Source organism: Streptomyces sp. NPDC006643 (assembly GCF_042870175.1).
Lineage (GTDB): Bacteria > Actinomycetota > Actinomycetes > Streptomycetales > Streptomycetaceae > Streptomyces.
This window is the reverse complement of record NZ_JBIAHA010000001.1, coordinates 394,828-412,479: the sequence shown is the minus strand read 5'-3', so window position 1 is coordinate 412,479 and position 17,652 is coordinate 394,828. Positions and strand designations below refer to the sequence as shown.

Genomic DNA, 17,652 nt, shown 5'->3' with positions numbered 1-17,652 from the left:
GGATTTCCCCGAGGAAAATTCGGTGCAACGTATTTCCTGTGCGGATTGACCACGCTCGCATTCACCTCCTACCGTCGTCAACAACAGCCAAAGGGGGCCGTGCGATGGATGTCTCCTTTCTGGGTGGACCACAGCCGCAGCGTGGTGTCGGCGTGGTCGCCCCTTTCGATTTTGCTCTCGACCGCGAACTCTGGCGATGGATGCCCGACGAGATCTCGCTGCGCCTGACGAGGACCCCCTATGTCCCCGTCGAGGTGTCGCTGGACCTCGCCCGGCTGGTGAGTGAGCACGAGACCCTCGGAGAGGCGGTGAGGGCCCTTGGGGCGTCCGAACCAGAGGTGATCGCGTACGCCTGCACGTCGGGCAGCTTCGTCGGCGGTGTCGTCGGCGAGCGGGCCATGTGCGAGGCGATGAACACGGCGGGCGAGGTGCCCTCGCTCACCACGTCGGGCGCGCTGCTCGAAGCGCTCGAAGAGCTGGGCGCGAAACGGATCGCGCTGGTCACCCCCTATACGGAGTCGGTCACCGAGTCGCTGGAGGACTACCTGGCGGAGGCCGGGGTAACCGTCACGGGTCGCGCCTTTCTGGGGCTGACCCGGCACATCTGGAAGGTGCCGTACCGGTCGGTCGTGGACATGGCGCGGCGGGCCGTCGTCGGCGCGGCCGACGCGCTGTTCATCAGCTGTACGAACCTGCCGACATACGACGCGATCCCACAGTTGGAGGCCGAGCTGAGGATGCCGGTGCTGTCGGCGAACCAGGTCACGATGTGGGCGGCCCTGCGCAGAATCGGGGCGCACGCGGTCGGCCCGTACCAGGGTCTGCTGCTCGACCCGCCTCCGGCCCGCCGCGTGCCTACGCTGGAAGAGATGGGAGAGATTCCCGAGATCTCGGGAATCTCCGGGATTCCGGTCCCGGAGGTCCCCCTCGGAGAGATCGCGCAGTTCAACGAGATCTCCGAGATCAGCGACATCCCCGGTATCGCGGAGATGGGACGGATGGAAACGGTCCAGCACATGCAGGACGCCCAGCCGGTCCAGCCCGGTGAGTGGGCACAGCCCTCCCAGCCGGACACTCCGACCGAGGAACAGGAAGGGTGGACATGACGACCGTCGGACTTCTCTACCCCGGCCACTCCGCCGAGGACGACTACCCCCGTCTGGAGATGCTCTTCGACAGCGACATCAGACTGCCCCTCGTCCACACCGACATCGGCGAGGACGCCCACCGGGTCGACGCGCTCCTGGAAATGGGCGCGGCGCACCGGCTGGCGGACGGCGTCGAGGAGCTGCGGATGGCGGGCGCCGAGTCCGTGGTCTGGGCGTGCACGAGCGGCAGCTTCGTGTACGGCTGGGACGGCGCGCACGAGCAGGCCCGCAAGCTGGCGCTGGAGGCGGGGCTGCCGGCTTCGAGCACGTCCTTCGCCTTCGCGCACGCCGTGCAGGCGCTGGGCGCGACCCGGGTCGCGGTCGCCGCGACCTATCCGGACGATGTGGCCGGTTACTTCGCCGCGTTCCTGAAGGCGGCGGGCATCGAGGTGGTCTCCACACGCGGCAGCGGCATCATCACCGCGGCCGAGGTCGGTACGTGGGGCCGGGACGAGGTCCTGGCCCTGGCCCGCGAGGGCGACCACCCGGACGCGGAGGTGGTCCTCCTCCCCGACACGGCGCTGCACACCGTGGCGTTTCTGCCGGAGCTGGAGGAGGCCCTGGGCAAACCGGTCCTCACCGCGAACCAGGTGACGGTCTGGGAGGGCCTGCGGCTGGTGGAGCGCCGCGCGTGGGCCCCGAAGCTGGGGACGCTGTTCGCGAGCCGCGACTGACGCGACCGAGGGGTGCGGGGCACCCCCGGACCGGGTGACCGGGGCCGGCCCGCAGGCCGGCCCCGGGAATAAAGCGGAGTCATCCTCCTGTTGAGCCGGGCTGTACTCATCTCCCGCTCAGAAGGAAGGCCGCACCGGTGGTTGACGCAATTCGAGGTACGGCGCTGGGCAGCGCGCCCGTGCCGCTGTCCGTGCTGGATCTGGTCACCGTCGGTAGCGGCAGCACCGCGCGCGAGTCCCTGCGGACCAGCGTGGAGATCGCCAAGCTCGGCGAGCGCCGGGGCTACCACCGGCACTGGGTCGCCGAGCACCACTCGATGCCCGGTGTCGCTTCCTCGTCGCCCGCCGTGATCCTGGCCCATCTCGCCGCCCACACCGAGCGCATCCGGCTCGGTTCGGGCGGCGTGATGCTGCCCAACCACGCGCCGCTCGTCATCGCCGAGCAGTTCGGCACCCTGGAGGCCATGGCCCCCGGCCGGGTCGACCTCGGGCTGGGGCGGGCGCCCGGCACCGACGGGGCCACCGCCGCCGCGCTGCGCCGCACCGACCGGCTGAACGAGGGCGCCGACGACTTCCCGCAGCAGCTCGCGGAACTCACCCGCTTCCTGGACGACGACTTCCCCAACGGGCACCCGTACTCCCGGATCCACGCCGTCCCCGGCCCCGTCCAGGGCCCCGCCGCCCGGCCGCCGCTCTGGCTCCTCGGCTCCTCCGGCTTCAGCGCCCGGCTCGCCGCCACGCTCGGGCTGCCCTTCGCCTTCGCGCACCACTTCTCCGCGCAGAACACCATCCCCGCGCTGGAGCTGTACCGGGAGTCCTTCCGGCCGTCCGCCGTGCTCGACGCCCCGTACGCGGTGATCGGCGTCGCCGCCCTGGCCGCCGACGACGAGAACGAGGCCCGCCGCCAGGTCCTGACCGGCGCGCTGTCGATGCTGCGGCTGCGCACCGGGCGCCCCGGGCTGGTCCCGACGCCCGAGGAGGCGGAGGCGTACAGCTTCAGCCCGCAGGAGCGTGACTTCGTCGACGGCTGGCTGACGAACATCGTCCACGGCACGCCGGACGCCGTCCGAACCGGCCTCGACGACCTCCAGAAGCGCACCGGCGCCGACGAGTTGATGATCACCGCCAACGCCCACGGCGGCGAGGCCAGGCTGCGCAGCTACGGTCTGATCGCCGACGCGTACGGGCTGCCCGCCTGACGGACGCGGGGCCCGGCGGCGCGGGACCCGCGGGCGCGCGCCCCCGTCTGACCGCGGAGGCGCCCGGGGCCGGGCCCTCCGCCGTGCCGATCCGGGCCTTCGTCCGTGCCGATCCGGGCCTTCGTCCGTGGTGACCGGGGTCAGGCCTTCAGCGGGCCGACCCCGATCATCTCCGCGATCCGCTCCGGCGCCACCGCCCGCGAGTACAGCCAGCCCTGCCCGGTGTCGCACCCGATCCGGCGCAGCCGCGCCGCCTGCCCCGCCGTCTCCACGCACTCCGCCGTGACGGTGAGACCCAGCCGGTGCGCGAGATGCACCAGGGTCTCCACGATCGTCTCGTCCGCCGGATTGGGGTGCACACCTTCGTCGTAACGGAAGCCCCGTACGAAGGACCCGTCCAGCTTCAGTACGGAGACGGGCAGCCGGCTCAGATACGCCAGGTTCGAGTAGCCCGTCCCGAAGTCGTCGATGGCGATCCGCACACCCATGTCGCTCAGCGCCTGGAGCGCCTGGAGCGGCCGGCCCGCCGAGCCCATCACCGCGGACTCGGTCAGCTCCAGTTGCAGCAGATGCGGCGCGAGCCCCGTCTCGGCCAGGATCGCCGCCACATCGGCCACCAGGTCGGAGTCCCACACCTGCCGTACGGCGACGTTGACGCTCACGAACAGCGGCCGGTCCGCCGGATGGTCCCGGTGCCACTGGCGGGCCTGGAGACAGGCCGTACGCAGCACCCAGCGCCCGAGCTGGACGATCGAACCGTCCTCCTCGGCGATCCCGATGAAGCGGTTGGGCGCGAGGATGCCGAACTGCGGGTGGTTCCAGCGCACCAGCGCCTCCACCCCGTGGACGGCGCCGTCGGCCATGCCCACCAGCGGCTGGTACTGGAGCACGAACTCCTCGCGCTCGACCGCCGGGCGCAGTGTGGACGAGAGCGCCTGACGGGTCATCCGGTGCGCGTTGCGCTCCGGGTCGAAGAGGGTCCAGCGCGCCTTGCCGTCCGCCTTCGCCCAGTACAGCGTGGTGTCGGCGACCTGCATCAGCCCGGTGGGGGTGGTGCCATCGGCGGCCCGTTCGACCACGCCGATCGACGCCGAGACCGACAGCCGCTGGCCGGCCAGGTCGAAGGGGAGCTGGAGCGCGGCGAGTACGGCGCGGGCGAGGTCGGCGAGCTGTTCCGTACCGGCCGAGTCCTCGACCAGGATCGCGAACTCGTCGCCGCCGAGGCGCGCGACGAGATGACTGCCGCCGTGGCGGTGCGGGTCGTTGTCGGCGCACTCGGTGAGCCGGCCCGCGACGGCGGCGAGCAGCCGGTCGCCGACCCGGTGTCCGAGCGTGTCGTTGACGGCCTTGAACCCGTCCAGGTCCAGATAGCAGAGCCCGATCCGCCCTGTTCTGCCATGGTCGTACGACGATTCCAGTGCGGTCGACAGACGCTCGAAGAAGAGCGTGCGGTTGGGCAGCCGGGTCACCGGGTCGTGCATCTGGAGATGGCGGAGCCTGGCCTGGAGTTCGCGCCGCTCACTGATGTCCGTGACGGAGAGCAGGACGCTGCCGCCGTCGGGCAGGGGCGCGACGCTGACCTCGGCCCACAGTGCGCGGCCGTCGGGGTGTTTGAGGCGACGGGTGCAGCGGAAGCGGGAGCGCCGGCCGCGCAGCACCTCGTGGTACGCGTACCAGGTCCGCTCGTCGGAGGCGAGGTCGACCAGATCGGCGGCGGCGCGGTCGCGCAGGGCCGCGCGGTCGGTGCCGACCAGCTCGGCGAGGGCGTCGTTGGCGGTGACGACCGTGCCTCGGCGGTCCACGACGGCCATGGGGAACTGGGCGGCATTGAAGGCGGCGCGACAGTCGCGCTGCACGCTGCCCAGAGCATCACGTTCCGTGACGGACGGCGTGGTGGGATCGGGTGCCGCGACTGCCGCGGATCGCGGCCCTTCGGAGATTCCGCTCACGGCTGGCTCCCGCGGTGCAGTGGTGTCGTACAGGGGTGTGATTCGCGAAGTTCGGCGCAGAAAGTGTGCCGATCATAGAGGCTGGCCGGTAGGCCGTTCCAGCTCCCCGGTGGTGAACCCGGGCGTACGCCGTGGACGCCGGGACGGCGGACGATCGTTTCTGCTCGGCTGCGGCGCGGGATGTCTCCCCATGTTTCAGGGCTGATCGATTGTGACTTTCCGTGATCCGTCGGGGGTGTCGGCGCACTCACCCAACTGGGCCACTGGAACAGGGCGTATCGCCTCAAAACAGCACAAGGTGGGTGAGCTGTCCCGCATTCCTCAGCCGGAGGTCCACGTGGAGCGTCGCCCGACACCCGGGGGAGTGGGACGGCCGCGCCTGCGCAGTACCGCGGCGGCCTTCACCTCACTCGTCGCGGTCGCCGCCACTTCACTGGTGGCGGGCCCCGCCGTGGCCGCCGGCTCCGCCGGGCCGTGCGCCCTGCCGCGTACCACCGCGCACCACTCGCTCGGCCTCGACACCTGGAACGCCTCCTACCCGCGCCCGGCCAGGACCCTGGACGCGGTCATGGTCTTCCTGTCCTTCCCGGACGCGACGCCGCGCATCGGGCCCGCCGAGCTGGTGGCCGACCACTTCCCGGCGACCAGCAGATTCTTCGAGCGGGCCTCGTACGGAAAGTTCGCCCTGCGCCCGCACCCGCGGCTCCAGTGGATCGAGATGCCGCGCGGCTCCACGGACTACGCCATAAAGCGCGACTGGGATCCGGCGATGCGCACGGCCTACCTGCGGGACGCGCTGACGGTCGCCGATCCGGTGATCGACTTCTCGCGGTACGACGTCGTCTATCTGGTCGCCGACCCGGACGCGCCCGGCGTGGACTCCGACGCGACGAAAGTGGTCAACTTCGATCACCCCATGAGCGCGGACGGTACGGACATCAAGCGCGTCGTCACCGTCTTCGAACGGCACCCGCCCGACCGCAACGTGCTGGCCCACGAGACCGGGCACGTCTTCGACCTGCCCGACCTCTACCACCGGCCGACCGACGGCAAGGGCGACTGGGACACCCACGTCGGCGACTGGGACGTGATGGGCAGTCAATTCGGCCTGGCGCCCGACCTGTTCGGCTGGCACAAGTGGAAGCTGGGCTGGCTGGAGCGGCGGCAGGTGAGCTGTGTGAAGCCCACGGGCACCAGCATGCTCACCCTGGAACCGCTGGACGCCGCGCCCCCGGCCGGCGCGAGCGCCGGGACCCGGCTCGCCGTCGTCAGGACGAGCGAGCACTCGGCCCTGGCGATCGAGGCGCGCGGCTCGACCGGGAACGACGCGACCACCTGTACCGAGGGCGTGCTGATCTACCGGGTGCGCGGCGAGGCGGAGTCGGGCGGCGGGCCCATCGACGTGGTGGACACCCATCCGGACAGCGAGGCGTGCTGGGACCAGTCGGTCTACCCGCCGCTGGCGGACGCGCCGCTGGGAATCGGGGAGGCGTTCACGGTGCCGGGGGAGGGGACGGGGACGAAGGTGGAGGTGGCGGACCGCACACGGACGGGGGCGTGGACGGTGAAGGTCACGACGGGGGTGTGACGGCGGGGGCGGCGGGGCCGCACGAGAAAACCCCCCGCTTCCGCGAGGGGCTTTCTCTGTCTGTGCGCCGCCAGGGACTCGAACCCCGGACCCGCTGATTAAGAGTCAGCTGCTCTAACCAACTGAGCTAGCGGCGCCTGCTGACGTCGTTGACTTTAGCACCAGGATCGGTGCGAAGAAAAATCGATATGACAGGCCCCCCGCGCAGCTCAGGGGCGGGAGCCCGGCAGGCTCGTCACCGCGCCGGTGCGGGGCCGGGTGGCCGCCGTCCGCACCAGGGGGCGGCTCGCCCGTACGCACGCCCACAGCAGCACCTCGGGGCCCGGCAGCCACGGATGACGGGTGTCGGGGGCCACCACCCAGCGCGGCGCCTGACCGGCGCCGGGCACCAGCGACGGGACGGTCACCGCGTCGCCCGAACCATGGCAGAGCAGCGGCGGAACGGCGGGCGCCGCGCCTTCCGGGGCCGAGCGCCCCCACTCCTCCCAGGACAGCAGCGACGGCAGCCGCTGGGCGGTGCCGGGCGCCGCGAACAGCAACATCCGCCCCCGGTGCGTGGCGACGGGACCGGAGCCCGGACCCTCGGACCACAGACGGTCGAGCATGCGCCTGCCGAAGATCGCGGGCACGTTCACGACGTCGAAGACACCGCCGCAGGGCAGCACACCGGGCGCGGTCGGCCTGGCCTCCCACAGGGAGAGCGTGGAGCGGGGGTACGACCCGGCGGAGGCGAGCCATCCGGCACCGGCCGCGGTGACCTGTGCGGTGTGGTGGTGGCCCTCCTCGCGGAGGTAGTTGAAGATGTCGGTCCGGCGCTCGTCGTCGCAAGCTCCCGGGCTCAGAGGGGATTCATCTCGCAGCCATGCGCTCATGACACCTACGTCTACCTGGAGTAACCGTCTCGTTCCGGGGAGTTGTCGGAAACCGGGACAGGGTGGTGCGGGAGGGCGTAACCTGCGCGTCGGCATATGCCAGGTGGGTGGCCGGGATGACGCGGCCGTCACTCCCCGGGCGTGCGCCCGTTCCGCAGCAGATCGCGGCCGAACTCCACCATCTTCTTGGCGTAGTCCTCCGTCCACTCCGCCCGTTCGGCGATGTCGGCGGCCGTCAGCCGGTCGAACCGCCGCGGGTCGGCGAGCTGCGCGGCGGCGACGGCCTGGAACTCCACGGCCCGGTCGGTCGCCGCCCGGAAGGCGAGCGTCAGCTCGGTGGCCCGGTCCAGCAGCGCGCCCGGGTCGTCGATGGACTCCAGGTCGAAGAAGTGCTCCGGATCGGCGGCTGCCTCCGACGGCTCGAACAGCAGCGGGGCGGGCCGCAGCCGTCGCTGACTGGACTCGGATTCCGCCATGTGGTCCTCCTACTGCTCCTGGTGCGGGCGTCCGCGCCGGCATACGTACGGCTTCGGCCACCGTCCATTGTCCCGCCCCGCGCAAGGGGGCCTCAGGGCGTCCAGGTCACGCGGTGTCCGGTGGCTCAGGGCGTCCAGGTCACGCGGTGTCCGGTGGCTCACGGTGTCCAGGGCACGCGGTGCTCCGCGAGGTGGGACAGCACCGCGTGGTTCGCCTCCCAGCCGTCCGGGCTGTGTCTTTCGGCCGCCTCCGGCGGCGTGCCGGACTCCGTCCGGCGGGTGGGGTGCGGGGGTTGGCCTCGTGTGAGGTGTCCGGTGGCTCACGGTGTCCAGGGCACGCGGTGTTCCGCGAGGTGGGAGAGCACCGCGTGGTTCGCCTCCCAGCCGTCGGGGCTGTGTCTTTCGGCCGCTTCCGGCGGCGTGCCGGACTCCGTCCGGCGGGTGGGGTGCGGGGGTTGGCCTCGTGTGAGGTGTCCGGTGGCTCACGGTGTCCAGGGCACGCGGTGTTCCGCGAGGTGGGAGAGCACCGCGTGGTTCGCCTCCCAGCCGTCGGGGAACTTGATCGTGACTCCCAGTTGGACCGGTTCCGTCGACGGGTGTTCGTCCAGCAGTTCCGGGACGCCCGCGCGGCAGACCACGATGCAGGCGTGGCGGTGGCGGGAGGTGAGCACGCACAGGCGGCCCGTCTCCAGGTGGAACGCCGTCGCGTCCGGGCGGCCCGACAGCGGGTGCAGGACGACCGTGACGTCGAACTCGCGGCCCTGGAGCCGGTTCGCCGTGTCCACCGCCACGCCCGTCACCCCCAGCTCCGCGAGCGCCGCGCGGATCGCCGCCGCCTGGTCGCGGTGCGCCGTGCCGACCGCGACGCGGTCGGCCGTCAGCGGCGTCGGGTCCGGGCCGCGCTCGCCGGTCGTCGCGCCGCCCCGGTCCAGCAGCCGGCGGACGACCAGGGCCACGGCCCGTACCGCCTCGGGGTCCGTACGGGGCGTACGCCGCGCCGGCAGCTCCAGCAGGCCCCAGCCGGAGGCCGCCGCCTCGTCCACCACGCGGTCCGGGCCCGAGCCGTCGGACGGGACGGCGAGGGTGAGCCGGCGGTCCGCCGGGCCCGTACCGCTGCGGAACGGCGTGTACGGGTAGAACGCGTCCGACACCAGCGGCGCCGCCGACGCCGGCAGCCGCCACGACACCGGGAGCCGGTGCTGCGGCAGTTCGGGATTGTGCGCGAGGAGCGTGGTGACCGCGCTCGCCGACGGGTCGTACGACAGACCCGCCCACTGGTCGGCGCCGACCACGCTGAACGGGTCCAACTGGCCCGGGTCGCCCACGAACAGCGCCCGCTCGAAGAGCCCGGCGACGGCGAGCAGCGCGTCCGAGCGCATCTGGTACGCCTCGTCCACGATCGCGTGCCGCCACGGCTCCACGCCCTGCACATGCGCCCACTTGGCCGCCGTCGAGACGACCACGTCCAGGCCCGCGAGATCGGCCGCCTTCGCCGACTTCCGTACGGAGGGCAGCTCGTTGAGCGACGGGTCGTACGGATCAGGGTCGTTGCTGTGCAGCCGGCCCACCGGCAGGTCGGGGGCCTTCTCGGCGAGCCGCGTGACCAGATCGTCCACCTGCGCGTTGGTCTGCGCGACAACCATCAACGGCCGCCCCGCCGTGGCCAGTTCGAGCGCCGCCCGGACCACGAGCGTCGACTTGCCGGCGCCGGGCGGCGAGTCGACGACCACGCCCCGGTACGCGCCGTACAGCGTGTCGTGCAGGATCGCGTCGGTGGCGCGCGCGGCCTCGGCGCCCGGGTCGAAACCGGCCCGGTCGGACACGGTGGTGGCGATCACAGGAAGTCCTCCTCGGTGACCCGGTCGGGCAGCGGAAGGGGCGGCGGGGGCGGCGGTGCGGCCCCGTCGCCGCCACCGGCCCCGGCACCCGGTCCCTCCGACCCCGGCGGCCCCCCGTGCGTCCACGGCGTCTCCTCCGTGGAGGGCAGCTTCGGGCCGCCCCGCTGGTCGTGTTCGAACAGGGTCCAGGCGATCACGTCGCCCTTCTCCGGGAGCGACCCCTCGGCCGGTTCCCTGCCACGGCCCATCCGGTCCGTCAGCCGCACCACCAGCGTGCCGTCCCCGTCCCGCTCCCAGCCCACGAACTCCGCCGACTGCGGCTTGCCGTCCAGCGAGCGGTAGACCTTCGTACGCTCACCGAGCTGCGGCCGGTCCTCGCTGTACAGCGTGACCAGCGGACGCGGGCTCGGCCGTTTGCTCTCGCTGTACGCCATCACCACGTCCGTCACCTCCCCGATGAACGCCTCGCCCGCCAGCCGGCGCCCCGCCAGCACCAGCGGGTCGTCCAGCGCCTCCTGCGCCTCCAACTGCTGCTGCGCCGTCTCCCGCGAGGCCAGCTTCTGCGCGGCCGTCACCGCGTCGTCGTGCCGGGGCTGCGGCGGCTCCCCGGACCGCACCCGGTCCCGGTGACCCGTGAACGACCAGCGGTCGCGCGTCCACCGGTCGGCGACCCGCGCCCCCTCCGGCAGCTCCCGCAGCAGATCGAGCCCCCGCCACACCGCGTCCCACGTCGGCCGCGACTGGCTCTCCAGCAGCGCCCTGATCTCCCGCTCGGCCCTGGTCAGCCGGCCCAGCTGCTCGTCCGCGCCGAGGCCGTCCACGGCGGCCCCGAGAAACTGACGCGCCCGGTCGTACTCGTCGATCGCCGGGGCCAGCAGCCTGTTGTCGAACGCCGGGTCCGTCGCCGGACCGGCGGGCGGGCACCGCAACTGCCCGCGTCCGTCCCGCTCCGTCTCCGCGCGCAGCGCGGCGTCCCGGCCCGAACCCCCGTCCGGCGGGTCGATCCAGGCCAGCAGCGCCCCCAGATGCTGGTCCTCCAGATTCGACTGTCCCGTCGCCCAGTGCCTGTTCAGCAGATCGGTCGCCGCCAGCAGCAGCGACGACCCCGGCACCCGCGCCCGCTCCCCGTAGTGCGTCAGCCAGCGCCCCAGCAGCGGCACCCGCGCGGGCGCCGGATACGGCGTGTCCGGGTCCTGCTCCGCCGTACGCCGGAACCGCATCGAACGCCCCAGCAGCCGTACGAAGTCGATCCCCGGCCGGTTCGGCACGATCAACTGAGGCGCGTCCACGCACAGATCGACCTCGACCTTGACGCGCTTGCCCGTCTCCGGGTCGGTCTCGTTCCGCTCGGCGGGCTCCACGTCGTCCGCGTACGCGTCCAGATGCGGCAGCAGCGTCTCCGCCAGGTCGGCGAGGAAGGCGAACCGCAGATCGCGGTCGCGCGGCTGCGCCACGGTCAGCAGCCGGGGCGAGTCACGGTCGGTGCCGACCAGCGCGCCGAGCGGGGCACCGGCCTCACCGGCCGTCGTGAGCGGCACGAACACCAGCGGGCGGTCCGACAGCCGCCGGTGGCGCACCGTGGCCAGCGGCTGCGCGCGCCCGCTCTCCACCGCCTCCAGCCGGGCGAGGGTGCTGATCAGCGACATCCGGCGACCGCGCCTTCCGTAAGAGGCCGCAGCGCCTCGGCGCGCAGCGCGGCGGCCCTGCGCAGCGCCACCACCGTCGGATCGTCGTCGGCCGTCCCCGGCGCGCTCTCGCCGCGCGCCGCCGCCAGCACCGCGCCGACCGTCGTCAGGCCGCCCAACTCGCCCCGTACACCCCGCCCCAGCGCCTCCACGGCCCCCGCCGAGCGCGCCCGGCCCCGGCAGTGGAAGGCCAGCTCGCAGGCGGCCAGGCACTCCGGCGCGTACGCCGCCGCCACCGAGTCGACGGCCGCCGTCAGCTCCGCCGGTGAGCACCGCTCCAGATCGAAGCTGATGCCCTCGGGCAGGGCGGCGGCCAGATCCTCGATCCGGGTGAGCCTGGTCAGCTGCCGCCGGGTCACGGACAGTTGCTTGCGTACGTCCACGACCGAGGCGGTAGGCAGGTTGGAGAAGTCCCTGGGGCACACCAGCAGCACCGAGTGGTCCACCCGGGCGCCGGTCACCCGCGCGGCGACCCGCTCCAGGGCCAGTACGTACACGGCCGCCTGGCGCGCGGCGGCGCCCACCTTCGCGGGGTCGGCCGAACTGTCGATCATCGGGAACGACTTGATCTCCACGACCGACCACCGGCCGTCCGGGCCCACCACCACCGCGTCCGGCTCCAGATACGCGGGCGAGCCCGCCACCTCCAGCGCGACCAGCGGGTGCACGAGCAGCGTCCAGGTCCCGGGCGGACCGTCCGCGCCGGTCGCCTCCCGCAGCGCCAGCGCCGTACGCGCGACGCGCCCCTCGGGACCGGCCGCCGACAGATCGGGGACCAGCACCTCTCCGGGCACCGGCGGCGGCGATCCGGCGCCCATGCGCTCGTACAGCAGCCGCATCAGCTCCGTACCGCCGTCGGCCTTCACCCGCGCCTCGAAGGCGTTCCCGCGCATGAACGCGAACTGCGACTGCCCGAACGGCGCGGGTGAGCCGAGCGCCGCCGCGAGCGCCGTCTTGTCGACCCCGGCGCCGTCCAGCAGCGCACGGCGCCCGCAGCCGGGATTGGCGGCGAGGGCGGCCAGCGCGCGGGCGTCCAGCGGATGCGGCGCGACGTCCGGTCCGCGCAGCTCAGCGAGCCGCTGCCGCAGCGTCGTCGGCCGCGGCTCCGGTGCCGCCGGCGGTGCGGGTGCTGCTGTTGGTGCGGGTGCGCTGCCCGGGGAATCGCTCACCCGCCGAAGTCTCGCATCCGTCACTGACAATCGGAGGTTTGACCGGGGAGTTGACCGAAGTCGCCGACGCCGTTGAGGCCGAGGCCGTCGTGGCCGCCCGCGCCGCGGAATCCTTCACGGTCGTGACGGACCGGTCCCCCGGCGCGGGCAGCCGCGCGAACCCGGCCACGAACGCGTACCGGTCGGCCGCCCGCGTCCAGCCCCGGTCGGCGGCGCGCAGCGCGGGAGCCGTCAGCAGGGCGCCCGCCCCCATCACGGCCACGCCGGCGACCGCGTCGAGGAAGTAGTGGTTCGCCGTCCCCATCACCACGATCACCGTGACCAGCGGATAGACGACACCGAGGACCCGCAGGAGCGGCGACTTGCCGTGCCGCCACAGCAGCACTCCGCACCACACGGCCCAGCCGACGTGCAGGCTCGGCATCGCGGCGTACTGGTTGGTCATCCCGCCGAGACCGCGCGGCGCGCTCGCCTCGGCGCCCCACCAGCCGTACGAGCTGTACTGCGCCATCGTGTCGACGAATCCGTAGGACGCGTCGAGCAGCCGCGGCGGGCACGTCGGCAGCAGGGTGAAGCCGATCAGGCCGAGCAGGGTGGAGAGCATCAGCCAGGCACGGGCAGCCCGGTAGTGCGCGGGGCGGCGGCGGAAGATCCAGATCAGCACGGCCGGTGTGACGAGATAGTGCAGCGAGGCGTACGCGAAGTCGGCGGGTATCCCGATGGCCGGCGTGCTGGTGAAGAGCCGGTTGAGCGGATGTTCGGCGTTCAGGAAGAACGCCTTCTCTATTCGGAGGATCGCCAGACCGTGGTCGACGGCCGTGGACACATCACCGCGCGCCAGCAGCCGGCCCGCCGAGTACGCCCCGTACACCACTGCCAGGAGCAGCAGTTCGGCCCACCAGCGGGGCCGGTGGGAGGTGCGCGCACGGGCGGTCTGCGGCATCCGGAACGTTCTCCCTCATCAATTAACGCGGCCTTCCGCCGACGTTCAACCGTACGGTGTAGGCGATCGCGCGCAAGCGAGGGGTCCCCCACGAACCCTCGTGCGTCCACGGAACCTCCGCACCATGACCGTCGGCTGCACATGGGGACGCCGAGATCGTCCCGGAGGTTGCCCTTCGTTCAGGTGCGGGATGATGGGGCGGCACCTGTTGTGAACCTCAGGGAGAGATTCCATGGCACCGCGCGTCCTCCTCGCCCGGCACGGTCAGACGGCGTGGTCGCTGTCCGGCAGGCACACCGGCAGGACGGATGTCCCGCTGCTCGACGAGGGCAGGCGCGGCGCCAAGCTGCTCGGCGAGCGGCTGCACCGCGAGCCGTGGGCGGGCCTGCCCGACGCGGAGATCCGCACCAGTCCGCTGCTGCGCGCGAGCGACACCTGCGAACTCGCCGGCTTCGGCGGTGGCCGGGCGCGGCCCTGGGACGCGCTGATGGAGTTCGACTACGGCGCGTACGAGGGCATGACCCCGGCCGAGATCCAGGCGGTGCGCCCCGGCTGGTTCATCTGGCGCGACGGCGTCCCCGACGGCGAGACCCTGGCGCAGGTCGCGGCCCGGGCCGACGAGGTCGTGGCCTGGGCGCGCTCGGCCGACCGCGACGTCCTGGTCTTCGCCCACGGCCACATCCTGCGCGCCATCGCCGCGCGCTGGCTGGGCGAGGACGTGTCCTTCGCGGCCCGGATCCGGCTGGCACCGACGTCGCTGTCGGTCCTGGACTGGGCGTACGGGGCGCCGGCGATCGACGTCTGGAACGACACGGGGCATCTCGCGGGCCGGTAGTGCCGGTCCCGCCGGCCGGGGCCGCCCATCCCGGCGCGACAGCGCGGAGCCGGGCGTCACCGACCCCGGTGGGCCGTCGACGCCGTCGACGCGTGGCGGTCCAGGAAGCCGCTCACCTCCGCCGTACGCCGCCTCGGCAGCAGTACGCGCACCATGGCCGCGAGCATGCCCTGGATACGGGACGACTGGACCTCGTCCATCAGGTCGAGCACCTGGTGCCCCGCCGCCGCGGCCTCGTCCATGAAGCCCGCGCGCGCCAGGTCCGTGGCCAACTCCGCGCGGTAGAGCGCGAGATTGCGGGTGAAGTGCGGGTCCTGGAGGACCGTGGCCCGGTACGCGTGCCGGGCCGCCGTCGACCAGTCGCCCAGCGCCGCGCGGCACTGCGCCTGAAGCGCCTCCAGCTCGGGCTCGCCGAAGAACGACATCCACTCGGGATCGGAGTCCGACGTACCGCGCTCGAAGTACGTGTGCGCCTGCCCGAGGGACTGCTCGCAGCTCGTACGGTCCCCGAGCCCGGCCCAGCCGCCCGCCTCGCGCAGCGCGAGGAGCGACAGCAGCCGCGGCGACGCGAGGTCCCGTGCCGCGCGCCGGCCGGCCTGCGCCGCGCGTACCGCCTCGCGGTGCCGGCCCGCGTCCCGCGCCAGGAACGAGGTGTTGCAGAACGCGTGCGCCTCAAGTCCCGGGTCTCCGGCGACCCGTGCGGTCGCCAGCGCCTCCGCGTAGTGCGAACGCGCGTCCTCGAAGCGGCCCGAGTCGTGCGCCAGCCAGCCCACCGAGATGGCCAGTTCGCCCGCGCTCGTGTGCAGCCGGTCGGCGGTCGCGCCGTGCGTGGCGGTGCCCGCGTCGAGGAGCGCGTACGCGGTCCGCAGCGGCTGCGCCGCCCGCCGGTACAGGCCGTCCGCGCCGTGCCGGTCGTCCAGCAGCCGGATACGGCGCACCGCCTCCTCCAGGGCGGCCACCTCGGCCTCGCCCACCCGCCGCGGGCCGGGCACGGCGGCGGCCGGCGTCGATGCCGATGCCGACGCCGCGGGCACGGCGCCGATGCCGAGGCCGAGAGAGGCCGCCGCCATCGACGCCGTGCCGTTGGTCATGAATGCGCGACGCAGCACGTCGCTCTCCTCGCTGATGTCACCGGTGTCGCTGTACATCGGGGTCGGGTTCGTGACAGGGGCCGGCGCCGCCGGGCGGGCGTCGGCCGTGGCTCTGGAGGCCCGGCCGCGCACGCTCTCACGGGCCGAGAAACCCAGGTCGGCCAAGGTGAGGCCGGGGAACATATGGAGGAAGACCCGTTCGTACGCGTAGTTGGGACAGCGGATCTCGCCGGCCTCCACCCGTCCGATATAACGTGCGTCGCACGCGACTTGTTCACCGATCTCCCGCGCGGACCTGCGCACGGCCGCCGCGAACTCGCCCGGTGAGCGACGGCCGCGCAGTCGGCGGAAGGCGAGATTCGGAACTGCCCGGGTCGACACCATGGCCGAGACCTCTCTTGGAACACCGTGGTCCTGCGTGCCGGTTCAGCTGGTGAGCGGGGTCCGGTGCGCCGGCTCCGGCGTCCAAGAAGGTACCTGTTGTGACGAGTTGCCTACACAGGGTTTGGCTACAAACCGGATATCTCACCCACGATCTGCCATGAACTGCCATCCTTTGCGGCGGACTCCTGCCGTAGCTGTTGACGCCGCGAAGCGTTGAACCATGTGGAGACGCGCCACGTGTCTCCACTCGACGAGGAGGGGTTCCCTTGTTGGAGTTGGAGGTCGGTATGCAGACCAGTGACGGCTCATGGACGACTGCGCGGCACAAGCCCACGGCCGAGGCGAGCGCGGCGCCGCCCGGTGACACTTCCGACGGGGACCACGCTGTGCCCTGTGACCTGGTGACCGTCCCGGCCCGGCAGGGGCTGGAGGCCGTCGACATCCTGCGTCGCGGCGCGGGCGAGGCTCCGTCGGTGGGGCCCGTGCTCCTCGACGACAACTGCGACAACCTCGCGTTCCTGGTGCCGCCGGGCACGGCCGCGGCCTGGGACATGCCGGGCAGCGCGTGTACGGGGACGGCCGGGCGGGGACTGCGTATCCCGGCCGAGCCGCCCGTCACCGGCGGCGGCTGGCTGGTGCCGCCGGCCTCCGGCACCGGCGAGGTCACGGACCTGACGGACCCGGCGGTGCTGCGGGAGGCCCTGGGCGAGGCGGCCCGGCTGATCGAGGCGGCGGACGGCCACCGCTAGGGCGCGCCGGGCGGGGCGGGCCGGGCGTCGCGGCCTGCGACGTCGCGGCCTGCGACGTCGCGTGCCGGGCGTCGTGGGCCGGACGGGACTTTCCGGACATGCTCCGGGCCCTGTCGTACGCCGGTGAACGCCGGTGGACGCCGCCGCGCGACAATGGGGCGGTGGCGAAGAACCCGGCGGCGAGGAACAGACGACGTGGCCGGGGCGCCTCCGGGCCCGAGACCGTCGGCGCGCCCGTCGACGGCGGCCTCGCCGAGCTGGTTCCCGACCGCGAGCGCTCCCGTGCCTGGACGCTGCTGATCGACGGCGCCCCGCAGTCCCATGTCGATCTCGCCGACCCGGCCCATCTGGCCTTCGCCTACCAGCGCAGACTCGGTCACTTCGCCGACCTCGTCGCGCCCGGGGGCCGGCCGTTGCGGGTGGTGCATCTCGGCGGCGGCGCGTTCACCCTCGCCCGTTACGTCGCGGCGACCCGCCCCCGGTCCACCCAGCAGATCGTGGAGCTGGACGCGCGGCTGGTCGAACTCGTCCGCGCGGAGCTGCCGCTGGACCCCGGCGCCCGGATCCGGGTCCGCTCCACCGACGCGCGGGCCGGACTCGCCAAGGTGCCCGACGACTGGGCGGACCTGGTGATCACGGACGTCTTCGACGGAGCCCGTACCCCGGCGCATCTCACCAGCGCCGAGTTCCTCGCCGACGTACGGCGCGTGCTCAGGGCCGGCGGCGGTTACGCGGCCAACCTGGCCGACGGGCCGCCGCTCGCGCATCTGCGGTCCCAGATCGCGACGGCCGCCACCGTCTTTCCCGAGCTGGCGCTCGCCGCCGACCCCGCCGTGCTGCGCGGCCGGCGCTTCGGCAACGCCGTACTCCTCGCGTCGGACCGCGAGTTGCCCGTCGCCGAGCTGACGCGCCGGGTCGCGGGCGACCCGCATCCAGGACGCGTCGAACACGGGCGCTCGCTCACGGACTTCACCGGCGGGGCGGCGCCCGTCAGCGACGCGAACGCCAAGCCCTCGCCCGCACCGCCGGCCGGGACCTTCGACTGAGCGCGC

At 73.1% G+C, this 17,652-nt stretch carries 14 protein-coding genes, 1 tRNA gene and 1 pseudogene; 7 read left to right on the top strand and 9 right to left on the bottom strand.

Annotated elements, in window-relative coordinates; all coding sequences use genetic code 11:
* Positions 1-104 precede the first annotated feature (104 nt).
* The 3 genes from ACFYNU_RS01665 to ACFYNU_RS01655 all read left to right on the top strand — a co-directional run bounded on the left by ACFYNU_RS01665 (position 105) and on the right by ACFYNU_RS01655 (position 3,021).
* A complete protein-coding gene (locus ACFYNU_RS01665; protein ID WP_356590261.1) occupies positions 105-1,106 on the top strand; it encodes a decarboxylase in 1,002 nt (333 codons plus the stop codon).
* Complete coding sequence (locus ACFYNU_RS01660; RefSeq protein WP_356590263.1) at positions 1,103-1,822, top strand: decarboxylase; 720 nt, start codon at positions 1,103-1,105, stop codon at positions 1,820-1,822. Before ACFYNU_RS01665 ends, ACFYNU_RS01660 begins: the two co-directional genes overlap by 4 nt.
* A gap of 137 nt (positions 1,823-1,959) precedes the next feature.
* On the top strand, positions 1,960-3,021 hold the full coding sequence (locus ACFYNU_RS01655) for an LLM class flavin-dependent oxidoreductase (protein WP_356590265.1): 1,062 nt from the start codon (positions 1,960-1,962) through the stop codon (positions 3,019-3,021).
* Positions 3,022-3,161: 140 nt separating this feature from the next.
* Here the strand turns inward: ACFYNU_RS01655 and ACFYNU_RS01650 are convergent, their stop codons facing one another.
* The gene (locus tag ACFYNU_RS01650; RefSeq protein WP_356590267.1) at positions 3,162-4,970 is read right to left on the bottom strand and encodes an EAL domain-containing protein; all 1,809 of its coding nucleotides are present in this window, start codon (positions 4,968-4,970) and stop codon (positions 3,162-3,164) included.
* Positions 4,971-5,307: 337 nt separating this feature from the next.
* Between ACFYNU_RS01650 and ACFYNU_RS01645 the strand changes: the two genes are divergently transcribed.
* Entirely contained in the window at positions 5,308-6,558 is a 1,251-nt protein-coding gene (locus ACFYNU_RS01645; protein WP_388764756.1) for a M6 family metalloprotease domain-containing protein, read from the top strand.
* A 63-nt stretch (positions 6,559-6,621) separates the two neighbouring features.
* Here ACFYNU_RS01645 and ACFYNU_RS01640 read toward each other — a convergent pair.
* The 7 genes and pseudogenes from ACFYNU_RS01640 to ACFYNU_RS01610 form a co-directional block, all read right to left on the bottom strand.
* Positions 6,622-6,695 (bottom strand) — tRNA-Lys (locus ACFYNU_RS01640).
* Positions 6,686-7,430: pseudogene (locus ACFYNU_RS01635) on the bottom strand (hypothetical protein). The gene ACFYNU_RS01640 and the pseudogene ACFYNU_RS01635 overlap by 10 nt, the downstream one beginning before the upstream one ends.
* A gap of 128 nt (positions 7,431-7,558) precedes the next feature.
* Complete coding sequence (locus tag ACFYNU_RS01630; RefSeq protein ID WP_356590271.1) at positions 7,559-7,906, bottom strand: hypothetical protein; 348 nt, start codon at positions 7,904-7,906, stop codon at positions 7,559-7,561.
* Positions 7,907-8,388: 482 nt separating this feature from the next.
* The gene (locus ACFYNU_RS01625; protein ID WP_356590273.1) at positions 8,389-9,744 is read right to left on the bottom strand and encodes an AAA domain-containing protein; all 1,356 of its coding nucleotides are present in this window, start codon (positions 9,742-9,744) and stop codon (positions 8,389-8,391) included.
* Positions 9,741-11,390 carry a hypothetical protein gene (locus ACFYNU_RS01620; RefSeq protein ID WP_356590275.1) on the bottom strand — a complete coding sequence of 550 codons (1,650 nt, stop codon included), beginning with the start codon at positions 11,388-11,390 and terminating at the stop codon, positions 9,741-9,743. Before ACFYNU_RS01620 ends, ACFYNU_RS01625 begins: the two co-directional genes overlap by 4 nt.
* A complete protein-coding gene (locus ACFYNU_RS01615) occupies positions 11,381-12,598 on the bottom strand; it encodes a hypothetical protein (RefSeq protein ID WP_356590277.1) in 1,218 nt (405 codons plus the stop codon). The genes ACFYNU_RS01620 and ACFYNU_RS01615 overlap by 10 nt, the downstream gene beginning before the upstream one ends.
* A complete protein-coding gene (locus ACFYNU_RS01610; RefSeq protein WP_356590279.1) occupies positions 12,498-13,541 on the bottom strand; it encodes a phosphatase PAP2 family protein in 1,044 nt (347 codons plus the stop codon). The genes ACFYNU_RS01615 and ACFYNU_RS01610 overlap by 101 nt, the downstream gene beginning before the upstream one ends.
* 232 nt (positions 13,542-13,773) lie before the next feature.
* Here ACFYNU_RS01610 and ACFYNU_RS01605 point away from each other — a divergent pair, with 232 nt between their 5' ends.
* Positions 13,774-14,376 (top strand): histidine phosphatase family protein, encoded by a 603-nt coding sequence (locus ACFYNU_RS01605; RefSeq protein WP_356590281.1) that lies wholly within the window; start codon positions 13,774-13,776, stop codon positions 14,374-14,376.
* A gap of 56 nt (positions 14,377-14,432) precedes the next feature.
* Here the strand turns inward: ACFYNU_RS01605 and ACFYNU_RS01600 are convergent, their stop codons facing one another.
* Entirely contained in the window at positions 14,433-15,851 is a 1,419-nt protein-coding gene (locus tag ACFYNU_RS01600) for a tetratricopeptide repeat protein (RefSeq protein ID WP_356590283.1), read from the bottom strand.
* A gap of 275 nt (positions 15,852-16,126) precedes the next feature.
* Here ACFYNU_RS01600 and ACFYNU_RS01595 point away from each other — a divergent pair, with 275 nt between their 5' ends.
* Positions 16,127-16,600, top strand: a complete 474-nt coding sequence (locus ACFYNU_RS01595; protein WP_388764878.1) for a hypothetical protein — start codon at positions 16,127-16,129, stop codon at positions 16,598-16,600.
* Positions 16,601-16,698: 98 nt separating this feature from the next.
* Positions 16,699-17,646, top strand: coding sequence for a spermidine synthase (locus ACFYNU_RS01590; protein WP_388764751.1), 948 nt, complete (start codon positions 16,699-16,701; stop codon positions 17,644-17,646).
* The last annotated feature ends 6 nt before the right edge of the window (positions 17,647-17,652 follow it).

Bases quoted from the DNA above. Each gene is read 5' to 3' on its own strand.
- ACFYNU_RS01665 (WP_356590261.1), top strand. From the start codon at position 105: ATGGATGTCTCCTTTCTGGGTGGACCACAGCCGCAGCGTGGTGTCGGC.
- ACFYNU_RS01660 (WP_356590263.1), top strand. From the start codon at position 1,103: ATGACGACCGTCGGACTTCTCTACCCCGGCCACTCCGCCGAGGACGAC.
- ACFYNU_RS01630 (WP_356590271.1), bottom strand. From the start codon at position 7,906: ATGGCGGAATCCGAGTCCAGTCAGCGACGGCTGCGGCCCGCCCCGCTG.
- ACFYNU_RS01620 (WP_356590275.1), bottom strand. From the start codon at position 11,390: ATGTCGCTGATCAGCACCCTCGCCCGGCTGGAGGCGGTGGAGAGCGGG.
- ACFYNU_RS01610 (WP_356590279.1), bottom strand. From the start codon at position 13,541: ATGCCGCAGACCGCCCGTGCGCGCACCTCCCACCGGCCCCGCTGGTGG.
- ACFYNU_RS01605 (WP_356590281.1), top strand. From the start codon at position 13,774: ATGGCACCGCGCGTCCTCCTCGCCCGGCACGGTCAGACGGCGTGGTCG.
- ACFYNU_RS01600 (WP_356590283.1), bottom strand. From the start codon at position 15,851: ATGGTGTCGACCCGGGCAGTTCCGAATCTCGCCTTCCGCCGACTGCGC.
- ACFYNU_RS01590 (WP_388764751.1), top strand. From the start codon at position 16,699: ATGCTCCGGGCCCTGTCGTACGCCGGTGAACGCCGGTGGACGCCGCCG.